17 protein-coding genes and 1 riboswitch are annotated in these 24,111 nt (G+C 37.4%); of the genes, 7 read left to right on the top strand and 10 right to left on the bottom strand.

The window, feature by feature from the left end; translation table 11 throughout:
- Positions 1–34: 34 nt before the first annotated feature.
- Genes gerPC through AB3M96_RS15830 form a run of 4 tightly spaced genes read left to right on the top strand, consistent with a single transcriptional unit; the run spans position 35 to position 1,512 of the window.
- Positions 35–661: a spore germination protein GerPC gene (gene gerPC / locus AB3M96_RS15845; RefSeq protein WP_412968604.1), complete on the top strand. Its 627-nt coding sequence runs from the start codon at positions 35–37 to the stop codon at positions 659–661.
- Positions 658–846 (top strand): spore gernimation protein GerPD, encoded by a 189-nt coding sequence (locus AB3M96_RS15840; protein ID WP_412968603.1) that lies wholly within the window; start codon positions 658–660, stop codon positions 844–846. The genes gerPC and AB3M96_RS15840 overlap by 4 nt, the downstream gene beginning before the upstream one ends.
- Positions 847–850: 4 nt before the next feature.
- Positions 851–1,234, top strand: coding sequence for a spore germination protein GerPE (locus AB3M96_RS15835; protein WP_412968602.1), 384 nt, complete (start codon positions 851–853; stop codon positions 1,232–1,234).
- A gap of 59 nt (positions 1,235–1,293) precedes the next feature.
- A complete protein-coding gene (locus tag AB3M96_RS15830; RefSeq protein ID WP_412968601.1) occupies positions 1,294–1,512 on the top strand; it encodes a spore germination protein in 219 nt (72 codons plus the stop codon).
- A gap of 186 nt (positions 1,513–1,698) precedes the next feature.
- Here AB3M96_RS15830 and AB3M96_RS15825 read toward each other — a convergent pair whose 3' ends face one another.
- From AB3M96_RS15825 to addB, 4 genes are all read right to left on the bottom strand, one after another.
- Positions 1,699–5,085 (bottom strand): SbcC/MukB-like Walker B domain-containing protein, encoded by a 3,387-nt coding sequence (locus AB3M96_RS15825; protein WP_412968600.1) that lies wholly within the window; start codon positions 5,083–5,085, stop codon positions 1,699–1,701.
- Positions 5,082–6,266 (bottom strand): exonuclease SbcCD subunit D, encoded by a 1,185-nt coding sequence (locus tag AB3M96_RS15820; RefSeq protein WP_412968599.1) that lies wholly within the window; start codon positions 6,264–6,266, stop codon positions 5,082–5,084. Before AB3M96_RS15820 ends, AB3M96_RS15825 begins: the two co-directional genes overlap by 4 nt.
- A gap of 922 nt (positions 6,267–7,188) precedes the next feature.
- A complete protein-coding gene (gene addA / locus AB3M96_RS15815) occupies positions 7,189–10,953 on the bottom strand; it encodes a helicase-exonuclease AddAB subunit AddA (RefSeq protein WP_412968598.1) in 3,765 nt (1,254 codons plus the stop codon).
- Positions 10,946–14,437 (bottom strand): helicase-exonuclease AddAB subunit AddB, encoded by a 3,492-nt coding sequence (addB, locus tag AB3M96_RS15810; protein WP_412968597.1) that lies wholly within the window; start codon positions 14,435–14,437, stop codon positions 10,946–10,948. Before addB ends, addA begins: the two co-directional genes overlap by 8 nt.
- A gap of 501 nt (positions 14,438–14,938) precedes the next feature.
- Between addB and AB3M96_RS15805 the strand changes: the two genes are divergently transcribed.
- Together AB3M96_RS15805 and AB3M96_RS15800 are read left to right on the top strand one after the other, a co-directional pair.
- The gene (locus tag AB3M96_RS15805; protein ID WP_412968596.1) at positions 14,939–15,094 is read left to right on the top strand and encodes a cation-transporting P-type ATPase; all 156 of its coding nucleotides are present in this window, start codon (positions 14,939–14,941) and stop codon (positions 15,092–15,094) included.
- A 78-nt stretch (positions 15,095–15,172) separates the two neighbouring features.
- Positions 15,173–16,303, top strand: a complete 1,131-nt coding sequence (locus tag AB3M96_RS15800; protein WP_412968595.1) for an MFS transporter — start codon at positions 15,173–15,175, stop codon at positions 16,301–16,303.
- A 28-nt stretch (positions 16,304–16,331) separates the two neighbouring features.
- Here AB3M96_RS15800 and AB3M96_RS15795 read toward each other — a convergent pair whose 3' ends face one another.
- The 4 genes from AB3M96_RS15795 to AB3M96_RS15780 all read right to left on the bottom strand — a co-directional run bounded on the left by AB3M96_RS15795 (position 16,332) and on the right by AB3M96_RS15780 (position 21,130).
- A complete protein-coding gene (locus AB3M96_RS15795; RefSeq protein WP_412968594.1) occupies positions 16,332–16,772 on the bottom strand; it encodes a flavodoxin domain-containing protein in 441 nt (146 codons plus the stop codon).
- An 11-nt stretch (positions 16,773–16,783) separates the two neighbouring features.
- Entirely contained in the window at positions 16,784–17,818 is a 1,035-nt protein-coding gene (locus tag AB3M96_RS15790; RefSeq protein WP_412968593.1) for a ribonucleotide-diphosphate reductase subunit beta, read from the bottom strand.
- Positions 17,819–17,835: 17 nt separating this feature from the next.
- The gene (locus AB3M96_RS15785; RefSeq protein WP_412968684.1) at positions 17,836–20,100 is read right to left on the bottom strand and encodes a ribonucleoside-diphosphate reductase subunit alpha; all 2,265 of its coding nucleotides are present in this window, start codon (positions 20,098–20,100) and stop codon (positions 17,836–17,838) included.
- A 219-nt stretch (positions 20,101–20,319) separates the two neighbouring features.
- A riboswitch (cobalamin riboswitch) is annotated at positions 20,320–20,517 on the bottom strand.
- A 109-nt stretch (positions 20,518–20,626) separates the two neighbouring features.
- Positions 20,627–21,130: a GNAT family N-acetyltransferase gene (locus tag AB3M96_RS15780; protein WP_412968592.1), complete on the bottom strand. Its 504-nt coding sequence runs from the start codon at positions 21,128–21,130 to the stop codon at positions 20,627–20,629.
- Between the two features lie 143 nt (positions 21,131–21,273).
- Between AB3M96_RS15780 and AB3M96_RS15775 the strand changes: the two genes are divergently transcribed.
- The gene (locus AB3M96_RS15775) at positions 21,274–21,684 is read left to right on the top strand and encodes a VOC family protein (protein WP_412968591.1); all 411 of its coding nucleotides are present in this window, start codon (positions 21,274–21,276) and stop codon (positions 21,682–21,684) included.
- Positions 21,685–21,739: 55 nt separating this feature from the next.
- Here the strand turns inward: AB3M96_RS15775 and AB3M96_RS15770 are convergent, their stop codons facing one another.
- Both AB3M96_RS15770 and AB3M96_RS15765 read right to left on the bottom strand, forming a co-directional pair.
- The gene (locus tag AB3M96_RS15770; protein ID WP_412968590.1) at positions 21,740–22,297 is read right to left on the bottom strand and encodes a GNAT family N-acetyltransferase; all 558 of its coding nucleotides are present in this window, start codon (positions 22,295–22,297) and stop codon (positions 21,740–21,742) included.
- A 125-nt stretch (positions 22,298–22,422) separates the two neighbouring features.
- A complete protein-coding gene (locus AB3M96_RS15765) occupies positions 22,423–23,925 on the bottom strand; it encodes an acyl-CoA synthetase (RefSeq protein ID WP_412968589.1) in 1,503 nt (500 codons plus the stop codon).
- Between the last annotated feature and the right edge of the window lie 186 nt (positions 23,926–24,111).

The raw sequence follows: 24,111 nt of genomic DNA, 5'->3' as shown, positions 1-24,111 counted from the left end.
TTATTAAAGTATTAGTTTTAGGAGGGTGAAAAAAATGTACCCAAATTACTGCGATATCTCTCTATATATTCATAAATTAAATCAATATATTGAACAACAAAATCAACGCATTGGACAATTAGAGCAATTAGTCCAATCTATCAGATCAGAGATGGAGGATTTAAAAAGGAAACCTGCTACAAGGATTGACAAAATCGAATATAAATTTGATCAACTAAAAGTTGAGACATTAGAAGGAACTCTAAATATTGGCTTAAATCCAATGAACAATGAACAAATTGAGGACTTTGATGTTCCTCAAAGTAAGGTTAACATTCCTGATATTAGACATACGCACAAAGATCTGATTGATGAAATTCAAAATGATATTGAAGACTACTTATCGAATGATTGTCCTACTTATATTAATACAATCTCAAGTCAAAAAAGGACATCACTTGAAGAAGGCCATACTGAATTTATTATTGAGGATATACGTAAGCAAATTCATGAGAGAATTCTTTATTATGTAGAACAAAACAACCACCATCTACAGAACCCTTCAAATGAAAATCACATATATGAAACAATCTTATCGAGTCTTAAGACTGATATTCAGAACTCAATTACAGCTTATATAAATCATTTACCTTTGAATAAGAAAGAAGGGAACAATTCATGAAATTTACTGTAGTAAATAAAGAAATACATGTGGGAAATATTGATATCATGGGGGTCTCTACCTCTTCTGTATTTATAGTTGGAGATGCTAAGACCATCTCAATGGCGTCCGCATTTGATACGCCTGCCGAATCTCTAATTATCGGCCCTTTCGTACCTTTATCCCCAGTAACTCCGGCAAGGTGATAAAATGAAAAGAATATCAGTAGTTGATTATATTAAAATTAATGCTTTACTATTTAGTAGCATTTTTGAGATTGGTGATACTACACGAATTGCACCTGTATCCAAAGCTCTTGCGGTCCAAAGAGAGGTACCAATATTTTTTACAAATGAAGGTGACCTCTCTAATTATCCCATTTTTACTAAAGAGTTACCCACAGTACCAATTAATGAACGTATAAGTATGGAAAGTTATCATCAAAATCCAGTTATAAAGGTAAATTCAATTCGTATTCTTGGTGTATCCTCTTCATCTGTCGTTCAAATAGGCTCTACTGAGATTATTGAGTCTCAATCAAGAGTAAAGCATATCAGACAGTTATTAAAGGATAAATCTGATTCAGGCAAGTAACAGTTTAGTAGGTAAAAACATAAATTATGATAAAAAGAAGTATTAAAGGATGTTATCTTATGCCCTCAATTGTTGGACCTATAAAAATAAACAGTGTCGGCGGTGGAGTTGTAAACTTTGGTGATTCCTTTTATGTTTCGCCAAAGGATTCCGCAAAGACATATTCAGGCTCAGGATCTTTTAATACTGGGGACTTTATTTGTACAAATAATGGTCTCAATTCAACTAATACAAATGATCCTGACTTTGCAGACCAGGTTATTAAAGCGAACGCGTAATTAAATTTGATAAAACGATACACCTCAAAAGATTGCGAATAACGCAGTCTTTTCTTATTATTAATATCTCTAACAAGCAAAGTTAACATTCTTTAATAACTCGGCTAAAGCAAAGCGGTGCGTTAAGAAAAGGTTCTTTTACTCAACAAAAAAACAGGCCAAGAAATTACTGGCCTGTTTTCTAATCTATAATGTTTCCAATCTCACAACTGTTCCTCTGCCAGAATGTTCTGCTGGTTCGACTATGAGTCGTTTTGGCAATCTGGCTCTCAACTCTTGAACGTGGCTAATTACCCCTACTGCTAATTGTTCTGAATGTAATTTTTCAAGAGCAGATACGACTGTATCTAAAAGATCAGAATCAAGTGTTCCAAAGCCTTCGTCTAAGAAGAAGAATTGAAGCGGATATTCACCGCGCAATTGTATTTGTGCTGATAATGAAAGTGCTAAGGCTAATGAAGTTAAGAAGGTTTCTCCGCCTGAGAGTGTTGTTACAGGTCTTCTTACTCCACCATTTGCGTCATCCCGCATGATAAATCCACCCTGTGAATCTACTTCAATTGCATACCGCTGTCTAGTTAAGATACCAAGCCTCTCTGTCGCTTCAAGACTCACCTGTACAAGCTGTTCTTCAGCAATATATTCAACAAAGCTATTTCCTTTAAATACACTTTGAAGCTTATTATATAGTTCTACTAACTCATCTAATTCTAAACGACGCTCTTCAAGTTCGTTGAAGCGTTCATGTTTGTCACGAAGCACCTGCAAGGCTTTTAACGCTGCTCCTTTTGCCTCAACTGCTTCATTTAACATCGCTCTCATTTCTTCACGCATCTGTTGAATTTCTTCCCACTTTTCAAGGGATAGCACCGAATCTTGAAGGAGGTTATTTATCTTAAGTAGCTCTGCTTCAAGCTGCTTGAAAGTGTCCCAAAACGTTTCAATTTGGTTCTTATAAGAATTTTGTACTTCTTTAGAAAGGTGGGCTGCCTTCACTTCCTCTATTTGAGAAAATGAAGTTTGACTTAAGACTTCATTCCATTTAGTAGTCGCTTTTTCCAATCTAAGCTTACCTTCATTCAATGATTGTGAAGCAGCATGAGCCTCATTTTCTAGCTTGTTACATTCTTTCTGAATAAGTTGCCACGTTTCATAAGCTTTTGATTCTGTTTCTTCAAGGTAGTGTAACATGTGCTCCGTTTCTTTTAGTAATTGATCGATATCGTTGTTACCTATCTCTTTTGCGAGTTGGTCATTTAATTCCTTTAAAAGGTCTTCTTTACCACGTAAGATTGAGGTACATTCCACCATATTCCGGTCAATTTCATTACACTCTGATAAGTAGTGATTTCGTTCATTTTCCTTTTGTTCAAGTATAGTAGCACACTTTTCAACCTCTTGAGAAAGCTCCTGAACGAGTTTGTCGTTTTTAGAGATTTCTTCAAGTCTCGTCTCGACAGCTTCAAATACAACACTTGTAAATGTTTGGTTCCATTCTGTCATTTGAGCTTCTATCGTTTCTTCAAGCTTTTTAACTCTCTCCATGATTTCTTGATACGCACTGCGATTCATCTCATTCGTAGATTTGAGTTGTGTAATTTGCTGAACCACTGCTCGAATTCCCTGGATTGCTTTTCTTCCTGTTTCCTGAAGCTGTATGAGATCCTGTTGTAACGATTTCTGCTCGACATCAAGAGCTTTTATTTGTGAGAAAGGGTCAAGCTGATTTATCAATTGTTCCCCTTTTTCATTCGCGGTTACATTAAGCTCACCAGGATACTCTTGAACAATTCCTTGTGATATCTGTTCTAGTTTTAGCTTTAATGTTGTATACTCCTGACTTAAACCTCTAACAGAAGTAATTTCTTCTGAAAGTTTCTTAATCTCAGTTTCAAGTTGTTTTCCGTGGTCATCATGTACCATTACTGGATTTGGATGTTCAGTTGAACCACAAACCGGGCACGCCTCTCCAGCCTTTAATTGACCAGCGAGCTGTATCGCCAGGTTATTTCGTCGAATGGCCTCTAATTCTTGATTTTTTTCGGAAAGCATTTCCTCTAATTTTGCAATGAGCACTTCGCTTTGGCGTTCATTATTACAAACTGCATCATAGGTTGTCGCAGTTTTTACAAACAATGCTTCCAACCGTTTTTTTCCTTGAAGGAGTTCTTCGTTTTTGAAGTAAAGCTGTTTCTCAGTTTCAGAAGCTTGATTCTTCTTGTTTTCAACATCAGAAAGCAACTCTTGTAAGTTCTCTCGGTTATGAACAATAGTCTGCTTCTGATTATAAGCCTTTCTTTGTTCTACTCGTTCATTCACAGAGATTGTCTTTGAACTAATCCATTCTTTACGCTTTTTCTGTTTCTCTAGCTCCTCTGTTATGAATAATGACATACCTTCTACTAATCTATGCTTTTCTAGTTTCTGAGCTTGTAAACCATCAGATTTTTGCATTAGGGCTTCAGATTCTCTTTTTAGTACAGTAATTTTTTCTTGGACATTCTTTGCATCAAGAAGTTGTTGTTTTCTTGTTACCAGTCCAGGGAGCTTTTCTGTCTTTTCCGCCCTTGCTTGTTGATAACTTTGAGAAGATTTATTGTTCTCCACTTTTTTTACTAATAACTGATCATGGAGAGTTTTATAGGTTGCAGTCCATGTCTCAACTGAATTTCGAGCTGCTTCATATTCTTCAAGATAAGGCTTAACTCGATCAGATTCTTCTGCCTGTTTTACCTTCTCTTCAAGTACATGAATACTTGGTTTATTCTGATTAACTTCTTCCAATCTTGTTGTTATAGCTACCTTTTGTTGTTGCCATTCCCAGATATTTTTACTTCTTTCATAATCTGTCTCTACCTTAGTGAGCTCTGTTTGGCGTTTGTCTAACAGAATTTCTACTTCTTTTAGTTCCTGTTCTGCTATTTTTATAGCTTCAGAGGAAGCATCTCCTAGTCCAGTCTGTTCTGCTATTACCTCACCGAGTTCATTCTTTGCTTTCGTTAGTTTACTTTTCAATCTCTTGTTAAGCTTGTCTCCATATTGTTCAAGATTAAATAGTCGTTGAAGCATCTGACGACGATCTACACCTTTTAATGATAAAAATTCGGCAAACTTTCCTTGAGGAAGAACTACTGCTCTTGTAAAATCATCAATTGTTAAACCTAACAATTCCTGAATAGACAGATTTACTTCACCAATTTTATCAGCTAGTACAACCGATTCATCACCAATCTCAATTAATCGGCTAACTGCAGACTTTACGCGAAGTTCATCTGCACGCTTAAAGCTACGCTCAATCATATATCGTTTTGCACCATTTGCGTTTTCTAATTCAAAGATAAATGATACATGTAATTGTTCCTCTGCATGATTTAAAATACCTAGTGTATTATTCGAAGCACGCTCTACCTTACCATAAAGAGCCAATGTCATCGCATCCAGGATAGACGATTTTCCGCTTCCCGTTGGACCAAAAATACCGAATACTCCTCCTTCACAAAGGGAACCAAAGTCAATCGTTTGCTTTTCACGGAAACTATGCAATCCTGCAACTGTTAGTGTGATTGGTTTCATGCATCTTCACCATCCTCTTCAGCTTCATCAGAAATTAGCTCTAAAAACAATTTGGTTAATTCCGGTTCTGGTTTTGCTCCACCCGTTTGACGTTCATAAAAACGGGAAAATAATTCATCAATTGGTAAAGAAGAATTTGAAGCACGCTCTATTTTTTCCTTTTCAAGTTCTTCAAATATAGGTCTGATATGAATAAGGCCATTATGGTGTTTTCGAAGTCTATGAATCTCTTCTATTGATAATGCATTGGTTACATGAATTTCTAAATCAATCCATGCATTCGAATCCTTACCTTCATCAAGCCATCTATATACCTGAGCAAGACCTTCTGTTGCTTTCCATCTGACAAGTGGTCTTCCACTTGATAAATAGATTTCTGACATCTCGACAGGTTGACTTGGCTTAGCATCCAGAATAGTAACAGATTTTGCATAACCAGCCTCAGAGAAGCTATATGCTAACGGTGATCCCGAATATCTTGCCATTGTTTTTGCTCTAGCAATCATCTGTGGTCGATGTAAATGCCCAAGAGCTACATACTGGGCAGCTTCTGGGAGACTAGTAGCTGCTACTGTATAGGCTCCGCCTACTTCTATCGGGCGTTCAGAATCAGAACTACTTCCTCCAGTAACATAGATATGGCTCATTGCAATATTAATCGTTTCAGGTGAAAACGCCTTACTCATTTCTTCAAAAATACCTTGTATTCGTTGATCATATTTATCACGTAGCAATAATTCCTCATGAGATTCTGACAGAACTTCTGCAAGTCGAGATTCTGATGGATATGGAACTGCTGCTAATTTTAAAATTTCATCAGTTGTTGGAGAATAAATGGTTTGAACATCCATTGTAGGTAACCCAATTAGTTGTATATTTTGCTGATGCGCAAGAGGTGAAGCTGCTGAAAGGCGTTCTGGATTATCATGGTTTCCAGCAATGATAGAAATAGGTCTTTTTCCTTGATTGGATAACCGGGAAATACTATCATAAAACAACTGCTCAGCCGCTGCAGGTGGATTTACTGTATCAAAGGCATCTCCAGCCATTAGTACAACATCAATTTTTTCTTCTTCAACAATTTTAACAAGTTCATCTAAAAACTGTGCCTGCTCTTCTAGTCTGCTTCTTCCTTCTAGTGACCTACCTAAATGCCAATCGGCAGTATGAAGAATTCTCATAACCTACGCACCTTCCTTGATCTCTTTTCCTTGCTATCATTTTATCATAGAAGCTTGTCCAAAAATGGTAGACCACTAATGGAAATTTCCGGAGAATTGGTCTACCATTTTAATTCGAATTTAGATCTGGTGTGTAAAGTTGAAAAAATAGTCCATTTTTCATATAATGAAAGAAGATTAGGTGCCGTTAACACCTAATCAGTTTAGCTACACGCCACAAGCGAGCGGCTAACCAATTACGTTGTAATTTCAAAAGAGGTAACTACCCATTAACCTTGGTGAGGGACGGGTGGTTACTTCTTTTTGTATTGCTGAAACATAATAACAATTGTAACCACTCCAATTAAAACTAAGTTCGAATTTAGTGCAAAAGACAATGCCTCATAAATTGTCATGCTTCCACCTCCCTTCTGACGGGAAGTGGTTAACAGCCCACCCGTTTATGTAGCTATTTTCATATTATCATTTTTTTTGGGAGATTACTAGAAAAATAAGAACGTGTGTTCCTATTTTAGCTCTGTTGACGGGAGTATTCTTGAATATCTATTAAATGGTGACCACTTCAGGCGCTTGTAGCTTGTAGAGCAGCGTGTTCTTGTGAAGCACCCCTTTTCCAATTTCCCCTCAAGCGTGTACCACATCGAGGACTTGCGAAGCACCCTTTCACAATTTCCTTTCAAGCGTGTATCGCATACGACGCTTGCCACTCACCCTTTCACAATTTTCCCTCAAGCGTGTACCGCATCGGGGGATTGCAAATCACCCTTTACCAATTTTCTCTCAAGCGTGTACCGCATCACTCTCTTGCGAATCACCCTTTCACAATTTCCCCATAAGCGCGTACTGCATACTGTTCTCATACGCATCCCTTTTTCAACAGAAAAAGGATCTTGCCAACACACATCGGCAAAACCCTTATCTCCTAGACCTCCAACAAATGCCCACCATCAAAAAAGTACAGATATTTTTCGGTAACTGGCTTTTTCCATATATGTTCGATTGCTTTACTATATAGTTCAAGCTGGACTCTATATCGTTCTTCTAAGACAGGTTTCGCCTCTTCAAAACCACCTTTGAACCTTCCGGTAATTGCATCTGTTTTATAGTCAATTAAGACAATTCCCTTTTCATCCTCAAATATACAGTCGATGACACCCTGTATTAGGACATTTTCCTGTTGCTCGTCCGACCAATCAGCATAGGCCTCTGAGGCTGGAATGGCTACACTGAACGGAACCTCACGGCGAACTTCTTCAACGTGTTTCATTCGCTTTGCTATATCAGAATTGAAGAATCCTAGAACACTCTCAATATCAATAACCTCTGCTTGTTCATTGGTTAGTAGTTCATGATGAACCATTTTTGCAATTTGCTCACGTAGTGTTGTTTCATTAATAGGTTCCTTTAAGTTTACATGTTGCATCACCATATGCATTGCAGTCCCTCGTTCTGCAGCTGTTAATGATTTCTGCTGCATGAACCGTGGGCGATCAGCACTTGATGCTCGAAACTTAGGCATGAAGGTTGTGTCACTAGCTTCATCCATACTTTCTCTTTGTCTTTTAATTTCTGAGACCGATTGTTTTGAACGTTTGTTAGCTGCAGATTTAAATGGGTATTTCCAAGTTAGTTGATTTGTAATTCTTGGCAAGAATTCACTACTAACAGGAATATGCTTTCCTTCTTTTATTGCCTGCTCAATTTGTTCGTTTCGGTTTTCCTGGTCAGTTTCTACTTGTTGAAGCTCTGTAGCTGCGATTGGATGCATTTCCCACTTCGCAGGGTGGTTTACTACCTCCTGAGGCAAGTGGTCCACTGTTTCTTCACCACGTAATAATTGCGCATCACGATGCCTTATTAAAGCAGGGCCGACCCAATCAATATACGATTTAGCACCAGCTCTTGTATGATCTGCCAATAACCAGTCTTTGTTTTGAAGGCTAGCTTGCCATTTACCTTTTTGTTTCTCTAAGTCTTTTACAGTTCCTACCAGAAATAATTTTTCCTTTGCTCTAGTTAGTGCCACATATAAAACCCGCATTTCCTCAGCGATGAGTTCTAAATGCATCTTTTTCTTAATCGCAAGCATTGGTAGAGTTGGATAACTGATTCGTAGCTTTGGATTCACATATTTAGAACCAAAACCAAGTTCTTTATCAAGTAAATAACGTTTGTTTAAGTCCATCATATTAAACTGTTTTGACAGTCCGCCCACAAACACAACAGGGAACTCAAGTCCCTTACTCTTATGGATAGTCATTAAACGCACAACATCTTCTTGTTCACCAAGAGCTCTTGCCGTTCCTAAATCATCGCCTCTATCCTGCATGCGCTCGATGAATCGCAAGAATCGGAATAAACCTCTAAAAGATGTCGTTTCATACTGTCTGGCACGATCATATAAAGCTCGTAGATTCGCTTGCCGCTGCTTGCCGCCTGGCATACCACCTACAAAATCATAAAAATAAGTTTCACGATAGAGTTGCCAGATTAACTCTGATAGAGAACCTGTTCTTGCTTTTGTACGCCAGTTCTCAAGCATACGGTAAAACTTCCTCAATTTATAATGCGTCTCACTTTCGGAAGAAGCTTCTTTTAAAAATACCTTCATCGCCTCATAATAAGGTGTATTTTTTTCAAAAGTTCTAATATATGCAAGTTCATCTGCTTCAAGCCCAACAATTGGTGATCTAAGTACTGATGCAAGTGGAATATCTTGATATGGATTGTCGATTACTTTTAACAAAGACATCATAATCGCTACCTCAGTTGCATCAAAATATCCCGTTGACAAGTCTGCATAAACAGGGATCCCCTGCTGCTTAAACTCCTCCATAATTTGTGGTGCCCAAGGCATTGACCGCATTAAGATGACAATATCACGATACGTAATACTCCTCATCCGATCTTGCTTTCTATCATAGACTGGAAATTGCGAAGAAATCATTTCTTTAATCTTTCTTGCCATAGCTCTTGCTTCAAGCTGAGCCGTTTCAAGCTCTGCCTGATTAAAAAGAACCAGGTTATCATCTTCCTCTGAATCATCATCAGATTCAAAATTTTCAGCCTCTTGTCCATTTTTATCAATTAAAAGCAGCTCAGCTGCCATTTGGTCACTCGCTGGATAATCTGCACCTAGCTTTAATTCAGCATCATAGTCATACTCAATTTCTCCAACTTTTTCACCCATAAGCTGCTTGAATAAATAGTTTGTACCATCTAAAACCTCAGAACGACTTCGGAAGTTCTTTGAAAGGTCGATTCGTAATCCTGTATCTTCCCCTGATGGAGTAAAGCGTTTGTACTTACTTAAGAATAAAAGAGGCTCTGCTAGTCGGAATCGGTAAATGGATTGTTTAACATCTCCCACCATAAACATATTGCCAGTTGCTTCACCATCTTTTGTTACAAGCTTTAAAATTGATTCTTGCACCATATTTGTATCTTGGTATTCATCCACAAGTACTTCTTCAAACTGAATGCGATACTCTATTGCCGCAGCTGATGGTTCTAGTTCTCCAGATTCCGCATCAGATTTACGTAAGATTTGCAGTGTATAATGCTCAAGGTCTGAAAAATCAACTAACCCTTTTTCTCCCTTTACCTGTTGGAATCGCTCACCAAATTCAATTACAAGCTGTACCAACATTTCTATCGAAGGCTGCATCTCTTCGATATCTCGTAAGTATGCTTCCGGAGTTCTGCTGAACAAGTCTTCTTTTAACTTCTGAACTTGTTTTTTTGCATCATCACGTAACTTACCAACTTGCTCTTTTAGAACCTCATCATATTCAGCACCTTTAACTGGTTTTGCTGTTTTGAACACTATCGTCTGCATTTCATGATAGAGTGCAGTCCAAGAATCATTCTTAGCACGTAAAAGGCGATTTACCTGTTCAATGTCTGCCTCAACTGTTTCTGCACGAGGCGCAGGTCCACCAGGTATTCTAATTAAATCAAGTGCATGTAAAAGGTTCGCTTTTGCACCTTCCAGTTGAAGTGAAATATCTGCTAGTAAGTGCGGTATATAAGGTGTTCCGTCTAATGACTGCTGATCAATTTTATAATCAGATACGATTTGCTGTAACCACTGTTTTGGTGACGGATGAGCTCTCGAAAATTCATAAAGCTTACGAATCATATTCTGCAATTCAACGTCTGAACGATCATTTGTAAAACGATCTACCAAATCAAAAAAGCGACTATTTTCAAGGTTACTATAGTGCTCCTCAAATAGTTCCTCCATCACTTCATCTCTAAGAAGCTCGGCCTCCGTATCGTCTGCAATGCGAAAGCCTGGATCAATATCAATTAGATAATAATACTTTCGAATAACCTCTAAGCAGAAAGAGTGAATGGTAGATATGGATGCACGGTTTAGTAAGCTCAGCTGACGTCGAACATGTAAAGAAGCAGGGTTCTCTTTTAACGCCTTTTCTAATGCTTCACCAATTCTGTTTCTCATTTCCGCAGCTGATGCATTTGTAAACGTAACAACAAGTAAACGGTCAACATCAATTGGATTTTCATCTGAAAGTAACTTTTTTATTATACGTTCTACAAGAACAGCTGTTTTACCTGAACCAGCAGCTGCTGCAACAAGAATATCCTGTCCATTTGAAACAATTGCCTTCCATTGGTCATCTGTCCACTGACTACCTACTGGTTTTTCTATATTGTTACTCACTTACCTTCACACCTTCATTTCGAATTCTCGCAAGAATAGCATCGTTCTTTTCTGATGGTAGTACTCGATAATTGTTTTCTTCAAGACTTTGATCGAATTGGCAAACTGATTTAAAGGAACAGTACGTACATGGAGTTTTATCCTTCAGCTTATAAGGCGCAATATCAATTTCACCATTTGTAATCCGATTTCCTGTATTTTTAAAGACTCCTCGAACATGATTACGAAGGTAACCCAATTCTTCCTCACTAGCTACTTGGGATGTAGAATAAAAGCTGCCATCTTTTTTTAGGGCCGCTGAAACGATTTGAGAATGACCCGTTTCTAATGTTTGGTCCATCAGGCGGACACTTTCCTCATCCCCGAGCAGGAGTCCCTTCATCTTAAACTTCTTAAAAATTTCTTCTTCAATCTTGTCCTCTGGCATTGCCTTATTTGAGTTAATCATTGGGTCATGCACATGGAAATATAAAACACCTGCAGGCTTTGCAGTTGTTCCAATCCAATCCCTTGAATGCGTAATAATCACATCAAGGTAGGTCAGCATTTGAAGTGCAAGACCGTAATAGACCTCAGAGAGATTGAGAGCTTTTTGACTTGATTTATAATCTACTACTCGAAGAAGAACACCATTTGTACTTTCTGCTTTATCGACTCGGTCAATACGTCCAACAAGCTCCATTGTACTTCCGTTATCAAGTGTGAAGCGAATTGGTGGTAATGGCCCCTTTTTACCGAAGCCTAATTCAAGACCAAGTGGAGCAAATCCACTTGCTTTCGCGTGTTCACTTAATATTTTTGAAGCTCTGCTAATAATTTTTTGAAGTTTTTGCATGATATAGTGATAACGATTTGAACTTAGTAATATTTCTTTTTGTAATCGAGGTGCCAATGCCTCTACTGCTTTCGTAGCAAACTGATCACATTGTTCTTTCGTTATATCTCGCCAATCTAAACCCTTTTCTCTTAATGTATCAGCTATCTGTTTAAGAGCTGCATGAAAAAGCTCCCCGATGTCAGGTGACTCCAAACGGAATACTTTCCGCTCCCGCAATTGGAGACCATAGCTCGCAAAGTGAGAAAACTGACAACCTTGGAATACCTCCATACGCGATACACTACCTTGAATATGGTCACCATATAAAAGCTCTGTAACTTCGTTTGAAAGCTTTTTCGGTTTATTTTTATAAAACATGCTACTTATAACCAACTTACTCTTTTCACGCATTTCATCATGGTCGGCAAAATAATTATATACGTCCCACCAAAGAGGTTGAATTGGATATTGTTTTTTCCAAGCTTGCAGCTGAGTAGCAAGATAGGATAAAGATACGTCTGGATTCACAATATAATCTAGTTGTTCTTCTGCTTGAAGTTCAGATGGCTCATTCATATAGAATTTTTCAGGTACATTCGGAAATATATCCTTTATACGTTTTATTACAGGTGAAGGAAGTAATGATTTCCCTTCTTCATTCGCGAGCGGATAGCTTATATAAATTGCTTGCGAAGCGCTGGTTAATGCTCCGTACACAAGAAAGTTCTCATCTAGTAATGTTTCTCTACTACCAGGTGCAAGACGTAGTCCACCTTCTCCCAATGCTTCACGATCCTGTTCGGAGAATACCCCTTCTTCATTCGGTCTAGCTGGAATCACTCCGTCATTTGCTCCAATAATAAAAGTACATTTTATATTAGAAAACCTCGATCGCTCTAAGCTGGCAATCAGTACCTGGTCAATCGCTGGAGGCACAAGAGCAAAACGCATGCTTTCTAATCCAGTTTCAAGCATATTGCTGAACATTTTTTGAGAAACTTTTTCTTCTGCCATAATCTCTACAAATTGGTCTAGTAATTCAAGAATCGAATTCCAGACCTGATCATGTTCCCGCGCTTCAGCTAATCTTCCCGAAAGCTCAGCATTTAACTTCAATTCTTCCATTTTCGCTGGTATTTCTAGATCTTCTAAAAATAGAAAAAGAGCTTCACACATATTTGTTGCGGTTTTCGCCTTTTGTAACCGTTTTTGTAGTGTTAGTAATGGTTCAACTATCATTTGTCTTAGGTTATTAAGTTTATCTTCAAACTCTTTTTCCTTATCAGTTTGTGGAAGTTCCTGGTCCTCTAACCCTCTAATCCGCTTATACTTCCAACGTTCTCCATTCGTCCATTTGTAACCTTGCATTCCATATTCGAGGACAAAATTCTCAAGTTGGTCCATGTCTTCTCGTAATTCTGAAATGTCCTCTCCGAATGGATAGAGTAAATCTGTTTTTATACAGCGAAAGACAGCTTCATAACGCCAATTTCCAGTTATCACTTCAAGACTTGAGCGAATTAACTCAATTAATGGATGATTAAGCATGGACCGTTTCTGGTCGATGAAAAATGGAATTTGGTAATCTTGAAAAATCGTTTCAATAATCTCATGATAGTCACTTGCATTGCGGACTAATATTGCCATGTCTCGATAACGGTAATTTTCATCACGAGATAACTTCTGAATTTCACGGGCAATCCCTTCAATCTCTGCTCTGCGATTTACAGCCTGACTAAGAGTAATTGCAGGTGTGTCTTGGTAAGAAACGGTTGGTCGCTCATCAAAGAATTTCTCTAAATGAGTTAACGAAGGCTGTGATTCAAACCGAGGAGCTGCTGTTAGTAGAATTGGCTGTTCCACTTTGATTCCCAGGTCTGCTGACATTTGTAAAATAGATTGGTAGGTTGTGCCTGTCATACGAAACAAGCTTAAGTCATGTGGCGGCAGGTTGTCATATGCATTATCTACCGTAAGCGCAATTGTTACTTTTGAAGCAGTTTTCATAAGTTGCCCTACTACCTCAAGCTCTTGTGGAGTAAAACTATGGAAGCCGTCAATTAGCACTTCTGCATCCTGTATATAAGCAGATTGTGGTATCTTTTCTACTAGTAACCGCAAATAATCCTCTGAATCTACGTATTTCTCAAATAGGTGATTTTCAAGTTCATCATATAATAACTTTAAATCATGTAGCTTATCCGAAAGTACTTTGTTCTCACTCGAGACGGAGCTTCTCTGTTCTTCCAACGCTTCAGGTGTTATGCAGTATCTCTTAAACTCAGCTACCATTTCTTCCATTTGTGTAATAAATCCATTTTTATCTGCAGCACGTGAAAAGACTTTAAGATCTTGCTTCTTTGTATCAATGATTTTACGAAGAAGCATATTAACTCCCACATTATTTACATGGTAACGACTCATTCCTCCGGTTTCCTGTAAAACCCTCCATGCAAGACGAGTAAAGCTAAAGACTTGAGCACGCATCATCCCACCAATTCCAGGTGTATTGATTAAATCGTATTCCGATTGAAACGTCATTTGATCAGGAACCAAATAAACTATTGGAGAGCCCGTTGGATTTTCAATTAGTTTCGTCCTAATTTCCTCAAGGCACATATGCGATTTTCCAGAACCTGCCCGTCCCAAAATAAATTGTAGAGACATGTAATTACCTCCATATATATAAAACGTTTGTCGCCGATTGTGGCGGCTATTGATTATGATGTATCTTTTATAGAGAAGCTTTTGTTTTTTTATAGGTTACCGAACTATCAATACATTCATTGGTTCGGGCACGTAGAAATCTTCTACTTTACCGAACATCCAGTTCACACTCGCTCTCGGGCACATAAAACCCTTCTTCCTTACAGAACTTCCAGTTCACACTCGAATTTGGGCATTAAACCGAAAAACAACTTGTCTTTCAGTCACCTTGAACTTCATTTTTCCCGCGATTCTAAAAGATTATTTATCTCTTATTCTCATCTATTAATTGTACCAAAAAACTTAGCAAGACTGTCGAATCATAGCTCATCCAAATATAGTTAATTCATAGAAACCTCACATTTTGAATTTCCTCAAAATGGTTAGAAAGTAATTATTACCTCTATTACAAGATGAAAATTATATCGTACGGAACTTAGGGATGCAATGTCACCCTGGTATATGAAGACGATACAATACATTGGAGGAGAGTTAAAAACAGAGAGAGTGCATGGGCTCACTGAAAAGGAAACTGCTGAACTCCTTGCTAAAATTAGTCCAAATCAATTTGAGGAACACACAAAATGTTACCAAGCTTACTTCCATCTGTTTTACTAGCCCAGCACATTCAACTGGGCCTATTTTTTTAACCAGACCCTTAAAGTAGTCATATGCTACTACAGGGTGGTGATCTGGTTGAATCGTTTATCTATTGTTGCTCTTCTGCTCGTCATAACTGGGATTTTTATAGCCAGTAATATATATACGTTTATACCAATCTATAAAAATGTTGCTCTTGATCTTTCAATTACGATGCAGCAAGCTGTTTGGGGCAGTAGTGTTTTCTCTATTTTCTACGCATGTGGGTTATTAACCTTTGGGCCGGTTTCTGAAAAAGTTGGACGAAAGAAGGTACTTATTATCGGGCTGTTCATTTCCTTTCTTACTACGTGTATTGTCGGTTTCTCATCCAACGAAATATCACTATATGTGACACGTGGTTTGCAGGGATTTGCGCTAGGGAGTTTTGCACCTGTAGCCTTCGCCTATACGTTTGATTTGTTTCCAATTAAACAAAGAACCTTAGTACTTGCTCTCATTAATACTGGATTTATAATAGCTGGCATTCTCGGACAGCTATTGAGTTCCGTTATCACAAAATTATTTGGGTGGGAAACTGTATTTTATTTCTTTGGAATTTCCTATCTTGTATTTTTTATTTGTGGGGTACTCCTTCTTCCAAATATTTCAGTTAAACAGAAAAATGGGAGTTCTGTTTTTTCAACTATGTTTTCATTACTAAAAAATCGATCTCTCTTAAAATGTTATGTAGTGGCCTTTTCAATCCTTTTAACATTTGTTTCTTTTTACGATGGTGTTGGCCGTTTTTTAGGTGGGAAGGTTGATGAAGATATATTATTTATTATTAGGGCGATTGGACTTATTGGTGCAACGTTGTCTTTTTTCTCTGGCAAACTAGTTCAAAAATATGGAGCGAAATTCACGCTAATAATAGGATTGTATCTAACTGCAGGTAGCCTTGTACTTCTTCTGTTTTCAGGTTCTCCTATAGTAATAGGTATTCTTTCCATTCCTTTTGTTGCAGCAATATCTTTGCTATATCCTTCTGTTATTTCATTGATTGGTACAATTGGCGAACATGCAAGAGGATCGGCAATTTCGTTGTATTCTTTTACATTATTAACAGGGGCGAGTATAGGTCCAATTGTGGCATCACTCTTGGATTTTAAAGTGCTGTTGATGTGCTTAATAGGTTTATACATTATTAATCTCATACTTATTTTTAGGTTAAACGTTGAAGCCTAGTAAAAGGAATGATGAAAATAAATTTCCATCATTCCTTTAAATAACGTCTAACTATAACTTCCACAAATTGTTTACACCTGCCGTAGTCCTGTTGTTGAGGTAGTAATTCAATTTTTAGTGTTGCTGCCAAATCAGTCTGTGTATAAAGCATATCTCGAAATCCATCAACTGCCCCACAAAAAGATGGATAACACTGGTCTCCTGTACCGAAAACTCCCGTAACAATCTTTTTAGTATTCTGTTGTTCAAATGCTTTGTATAATCCTAGCATTTCATTTGGTATCTCACCATTTCCCCATGTATAAGTACCAATCATTATAATATCAAAATATCTTAAACTGCTTAGTGGGAATTCTGTTATTGGATATGCTGTGTACGTACATGAATACTCCTTTATATATTCTTCAATAACATTCTTTACTTCCTCTGTGTTTCCCGTAACTGAGGTGTATACAATACCTACATTCATTCCCTTACCCACTATAACTCATCAAATCCATTATTTTGTGAGACCTTTGTATATGTCCTGGATTTTTGCTCAAAAAAGTCCGATTTCGTTTCATTCATCATTTCATCGTTGAATACTTGTATCCATGGCATGGGGTTTATTTTATCTTCATATAAATTCTCAAATCCCAGCTGACGTAGTCGCTTATTCGCCAGGTATTCAACATACTCTTCAAACTCGCTGAGTTCAATTCCATTAATATCTTTTAAAATATAATTTGCCCATTCTTTCTCTAATTCTACAGCTTGGCCAATTGTTTCATATACATATTTTCTATTAGTCTCATTATTTAATTCTGGATTTTCCGCTAACAAAATACGTACAAATTGTGCAATGAAATAGGCATGCTGCATCTCATCTCTTTGGATATAGCTAATCATTGTACTTGTTTTCAGCATTTTTTGCTGTTTTGCTAGATTATAAAAGAATGCAAACCCCGCATAAAAGTATATTCCCTCAAGATTGATAGAGTTAACAGCCAACTCGAATAAACTTTGCGGGGAAGGATTTTCGCGAAAACCTTCATATGCATTTAAAATAAGTTGGTTGCGTTTTTTTACAATCGGGTCTACTTTCGCTTGGTTAAAACGCTCATTTTGTTCTTGTAAAGGTATTAGTGAACTTAAGATATATGAGTAAGATTCATTATGTACTGCCTCTTGCTGTGAAATAACTGCAAATATTGCTTTGAAGCTGGAATCAGTAACATAGTCCATTACTTGAAACATGGTTGGAGTTTGTAAACTATCTAGTGATGCAAGCTGTGTATTAATTCGTAAAAAGACATCTTTTTCAATCTTACTTAGTAAGTCCCATTGTTTAATATCATCCTGCATATTTATTTCTTGAGCCTTCCAAAAGTTTGAAAGTAATGTCTGATAAAGATTATACATTTGTGGATAAGCAATATCATTCCAATTTAATACACCTGAAGACTGCCCATTAATAATGCCTGTTGATTTATTTGGGAACTCTGGATTAAGAAGTTTGATTTTCGTTAAACTCATATCTGTTTCCTCCTTCATTACGAATGACATAGCTCACATTCTTCGATTTCCGCTTGGGAGGTACTCCTCACATAATAGGTTGTCTTTAACCCATTTTTCCAGGCTTCCAAATGAAGATTCAGCAACTCTTTGGCTTTAATATCGTGTCTAACATACAGGTTAAAACTTATTCCTTGATCTATATGTCTCTGGCGTGCTGCATTTTGTTTAATGCTCCATATCTGGTCCAACTCGTGACGAGCTTTTCGGTAATATTCATACGTTTTATGGTTAATATCTGGTGCCGTAACCTTAAATTTAAAATTCTTCTTTTCTTCTGCATATTCAACCGCATAAATTGGGTCTATTCCATCTGTTGAACCACCGATTTTTGCCGTTGAAGAATTAGGTGCTATAGCCATTAACCACCCATTTCGAATACCGTGACATGCAACCTTTTCTTGTAACTTCAACCAACGTTCGGAGTCATAATTTCTCCTTGTAAAATATTCGCCTGTATGCCATTCAGATGCCTCAAACATCTTATATTTTCCCTTTTCAAATGCCAATTCCATTGACGTTTTGATCGTATAATAGGCAATATCTTCATAGATTGAATCTGCATATGTAACAGCTTCTTCTGATTCCCAATAAATACCCTCCAGCGCAAGAAGATGATGCCATCCAAAAGTACCCAAACCAACTGCTCGATACTTTTTATTTGTTATGTCAGCCTGCTTAACGGAGATTGTATTAAGGTCAATCACATTATCAAGCATTCTGACTTGTATTTTCGTTAACCGTTCTAGCACTTGGTCCTTTATTACTCTTGGAAGATTAATAGAAGACAAGTTACAAACGACAAAATCACCAGGTTTACGAACTATTACAATGTTTCCATCCTTATCTATGTACTCTTTACTTATGGATGTTGGCGACATATTTTGTGCAATTTCAGTACATAAATTACTACAGAATATGGAAGTTCTTCCTCGCTTGAGAAGATGTTTATTTGGATTCTTTCGATTTACTTCATCTCGGTAAAACATATATGGCGTCCCTGTTTCCAGCTGAGCAATCATAATCCGTGCCATGATATCCATCGCCCGGTATGTTTTACGAGGTAATAAAGGATGTCTTACTGCCTCTTCATATTTTTCAGTGAAATATTTATCGTCTTCTTCATCATAAAAGTCCTCAAGACCTAGAGGTGCCCCGTGTTCATCTGTCCACCCCATGACTTGTTTAACTTCGTGAGGGCAAAAAGTATGCCACTCTCCGATACTTCTACCGGTTTCATCTACTTCTTCAAGTTTTTGCATAAACAGATCTGGTACGCTAACACCTGTGAAAACATCATGTGCTTTTCGACGCTCATCTCCATTATTCGTTTTAAGATCAAGGAATCCGTTCATAATATCCTTATGGAAAATATCAAGATAGATTGCAATTGCACCTTGTCGTTGTCCTAGCTGGTCTACGTTTACAGCTGTATCATTCAGCAAACGAATCCAAGGAACAACACCAGAAGAATTCCCTTTAAATCTTTTTATATCAGATCCTAACGCCCGTACCTTTCCATAGTAAACCCCAATACCTCCACCATCTTTTGATAATCTAGCAATATCCCAATTATTTAGGTATATCCCATCTAATGAATCATCAACAGTATCAATAAAACATGAAGATAGCTGCCCAAAGCTTTTTCCCGCATTCGATAGCGTAGGAGTCGCTACTGTCATATATAAATTACTTAATGCCCAATATGCTTCCTTAACTAACTCTAAACGCTGCGCTCTCTTTTCATTTTTCATTAAGGTCATGGCAATAATCATAAAACGTTCCTGAGGCAGCTCATAAATATTTCGTTCATAGTCTCTGGCAAGGTAACGATCTGCTAATAGGAACAAACCAATATAGGTAAACAGATAATCCTTGCTTTGATCAATTAATTTACCTAGTTCTACGATTTCTTCCTTGCTATACCCTTCTATTAGTTCAGTAGAATATATCCCTTTATGAGTCAATAAACGGATTAAGTCGTAGAATTCACCATATTTTAAAGTTGAGTTATAATTTCTATTTTTAGCCGCTTTGTCGTAGAGGTCTTCTAAAAACAAATAGGCAGCTAAATATGTCCAGTCTGGTTGGTCCATTGCAACCTTATCTAATGCATAAAACATTGCCTGTTGATTAGCATTTAGTTTTTCTAGATTCTTTTCTAACAATCTTTTTTGGATTTCATTTGTATCCAATTGATAGGTTTCAGATGCATATTTAAGTGCACCGAAGACAGATCCCATTTCCTCTTTTACTGTTATTACCAATTTTATCTCTCCTCCAGTTTAAAAATAGTTCGGGAAGTTCGAAGGAAGTTAGGCTAAACGAAATCTTAGTTTTAAAACCTATAACGCAAAAAATCCGTTCAAATAATTGAACGGACGAAACGATAACAGTAAAAAGTCAAAAAACTGCACTCTTCTACCAGCCATCGTTTCATCTTCTCAATCCCCGAAGAAGTTGAAACATCTTAAGAAAAGACAGGTCTCCTGACTTATGCTTCACACTACTATGAACCCTTCCCGTATAAGTACCTTTTAAGTTACCTTATACAGTGGTTTGTTGTTCATTTCGTCAGCATTTACAGTTGCGGGGGCAGTTCTGGATTTTCACCAGATTCCCTATTAAGCCTAACGGCATCCTTATCTCAAGGCATAACACAATATGTAGTTATAAAACTATCATTAAAATCAATATCTACTACCATTTAATGATATGAGAAAAAAGTAATATATGCAAGACAAACTTTGACAATTTGTTCAACTGCTTTTATAGAAACAACACCATATGCTCTTCATCACGGTATTCCCCTTTATACTTTATAGCACGTTCCTCCACCGCATACACCTTAAATCCAAGACCCGAATAAAGCTGCTTGGCAGGAGTATTCCCGGCATCTACAGTTAGGTAGAGTTGTTCCACTTCTGGTAATTCCTTAGCAATACGTATAGCTTCGTACAGTAGTTCTTTGGCAATCCCTTTCCCTCTCCATTTTACATCAACATACATTGCTACAATATTCGCCCTGTGTCTTAATTTTTCATGTGTTTCACGTATTAATGTAACCATACCAATCAGTACTTCACCTTCAAATGCACCTAAGTTGAATTGCCCTTCGGTCTGAAACCTTTGTTCATATTCTTCGATAGGATTTTGTCTATTAACCGCTTCCTCATAGGTTGTTAAAAAGGCTTCCGGTGCATTTTTTAACGCCTCAAGCCTTAGTTCCCAATACGCTTTGGCATCGATTGATGTTAATTTTTTAACAAACATATGTTACAACTCCTTTTTAGATGAGAACATTTGTTCTCGTGTTTTTAGGTTATTTTAATTATAATTGGACCAAATGAAAATTTATAAAAAAATTTGGAAATCCTAGTAAAGTTATAAACCAATCTTTTGAGGAGTGATGTAGAGTGAAAAGTCAAGCAACGCCTTATTTATATTTTGATGGAAATGCTAGAGAGGCTTTGGAATTTTATAAGGATGTTTTTGAAGGTGAAATATATGACCTGCAAACATATGGAGAAGCAGACTATCCAACACCACCAGAAGCCGAAGACAAATTAATTCATGGTAAATTTAAAAAGGATAATCTATTTCTTATGGTTTCAGACAATTTTCCAGGTCAAAACGTCACCTTCGGAAATCATATCACTCTTGTTCTGGAATTCGAAAGTGAAGACGAAATAACAAAAACCTATGATCGATTAGCTCAAAAAGGCACAAAAGTAATGGAGCTGCAGGATACATTCTGGGGAGCAAAATACGGTAAAATAAAAGACCAATTTGGGTTCAATTGGGATTTAAACTACACAAAATCATGATAAGTTCAATTAATTTGGGGCAACGGCATAAATAGCCAATCCACAGAGTTAAAAATCACTCTGTGGATCTCTTCATAGTCTCCCATTCATGCTTGAGAATACCATATGAATACATATCATATCGCTTACTGTCTCGTTCCAAAAATTCTCTTGCAGCTCCCTCACGTACAAATCCAAGTTTTTCGTACACTGCAATTGCCCTTTCGTTGTATTCAAAAACTGTCAATTGGATTCGATATAAATTCAATTCTCTGAAAGCGAAGTCTAATACAAGCTGCATTGCTTCATATCCTAATCCTCTGTTGCGGTTGCCTTTTCCACCAATTGCGATAGCAAGCCAAGCTGTACGATGTGGCCAAATAATACTATCTAAGTCCACAAAACCAACTACCTGATCCGCTTCTATATCTTTAATTCCGAACACAAAGCTCTTATCATTTTTCTGTTCTATCCATTCCTTGAAGGCATCTGGATGCTTTGGAAAAGCAGGAAGGGTATCTAAATTTCGTAAGAATTCTTGGTCCTCATACCAACTCACAATCGTTGGGACATCCTCTTCTTTAAAACGTACTAACTGTACCTTGTTACCTTTTAATAAATTGTATGTAATCATGACTTTATCTCCTTTTTTCTTGCTATGGATTAATTCTATAAGTAGATAAAATTCCCCTTTAAAGATTGACGACAATTTAAATTATTCAAGACAAAAACAAAAACAAGACCACGTCGGCCTTGCTTCTATCCTACTTTATTATGATAGGTTTTCTGTAAAAAATTTTTGTCAATCTTCCCAACATGTGTTTTAGGTATTTCATCAACAAAGATAAACTTTTTAGGTATTTTGTATTTTCCTATTTTCAACTTACAAAATTCAATCAATTCCTCTTGCGTACAGCTTGCATCTGGCATAAGTGAAACTACAGCAACAACCATTTCTCCCCACTTTTCATGAGGTACCCCTATTACTGCCACTTCACTGACTAAAGAATGCTGGCTAATACATTGCTCGACTTCAAGTGGGTATACATTCTCTCCACCTGTAATAATCATTTCCTTTTTGCGACCAACAATGTAATGATAGCCTTCGCCGTCCCGTCTAGCTAGATCGCCTGTGTGTAGCCAGCCATTTTTATACGCTTCGTTTGTTGCCTGCGGATTATTCCAGTAGCGCTGGAATACATGCTTTCCTCGTATCAGCAGTTCTCCCACTTCTCCAACATCGGCCTCTTCTCCCTTTGAATCTACGATTTTCACATCATTAAAAAGCATTGCTTTTCCGACTGAGCCTCTTCTAAATCTGGAGATGTTTGGATCGATAAAGAAATTATTCGGACCAGCTTCTGTTAGTCCATACCCTTCTTTAAAGGAAAGCCCCTTTTCCTCAAATGCCTGATAGATTTCTAGAGGGCATGGTGCTCCGCCCGATAGAAATGTATGCATAGTTGGGAATGTTTCATCCTTGAACGACGCACTATTCACAATCAAATGATACATTGTTGGTACAAGCAACACAATTGTACAACACTCTTGGTTTATAATTTCAATTGCCCGGTCAGGTTTGAAGTCATTCGCGATAACAACTTTTCCACCCATCATCAAAATAGGAATGGATAAGGCATTAAGTCCTCCAGTATGAAACATTGGCATATATGTTAACGTTACATCTTCCGCTGACAAATTCCAGCTTAGTATTGTATTTAATCCGTTCCACATAATAGATTGATGGGAGAGCACTACTCCCTTCGGTTTTCCAGTTGTACCACCTGTATATATGATAGCAAGCGGATCTGTTTCAACAATGGTATCTTCGCTTTTGAACGAACCTGTAGGTCTATTGGTGACTTGTTCATATTCCTCTGAATCTATGTTCAGTATTCTTTGTGAACCTTTGTTAGTTACTAAACTTTCAAATTTCGTTGATAAAACAAGGAGCTTCGGTGTACAGTTTGATAAAATATACGCTATCTCTGTACTTGATAGCCGCCAATTTAGCGGAACAAAAATGGCACCAATTTTCCCACAAGCAAATAATAAGTCAAAGTAGCCTACATCATTTGCAGATAATAGTGCTACACGATCCCCTTTTCCGATATTTAACGAAAGTAAATGGGCAGCCAAACTTTCAGCACGTTTATTTAGTTCATAATATGTAAAGCGGATTCCCGCTTCCCCTTCCACAACAGCAATCGAATCAGGTGATAGTCGAGCCCGATTTGCTATCCAATCCAGTTCCCACCTCACAACTATCTCTCCTTACATCATCAGAATTCTATTATTACTGTAAAAGAAAGTAGTTACATAGAAGTTACATGACGGTTCGGGTTTGCCTATATTAGAAAGGAACTTCTAGGTTTTCGCAAAAGAACAAAAGCGTAAGCGCCTTGGTCAAGGAACATCGACTAAATAACCGCCACGTCCTGTGGCGAA

Origin of the sequence: Ferdinandcohnia jepli, from assembly GCF_047246645.1 — a bacterium.
Taxonomy (GTDB): Bacteria; Bacillota; Bacilli; order Bacillales; family Bacillaceae_L; genus Ferdinandcohnia.
Note: the sequence above shows the minus strand (reverse complement) of the source record. Positions and strands in the feature narration are given on the sequence as shown.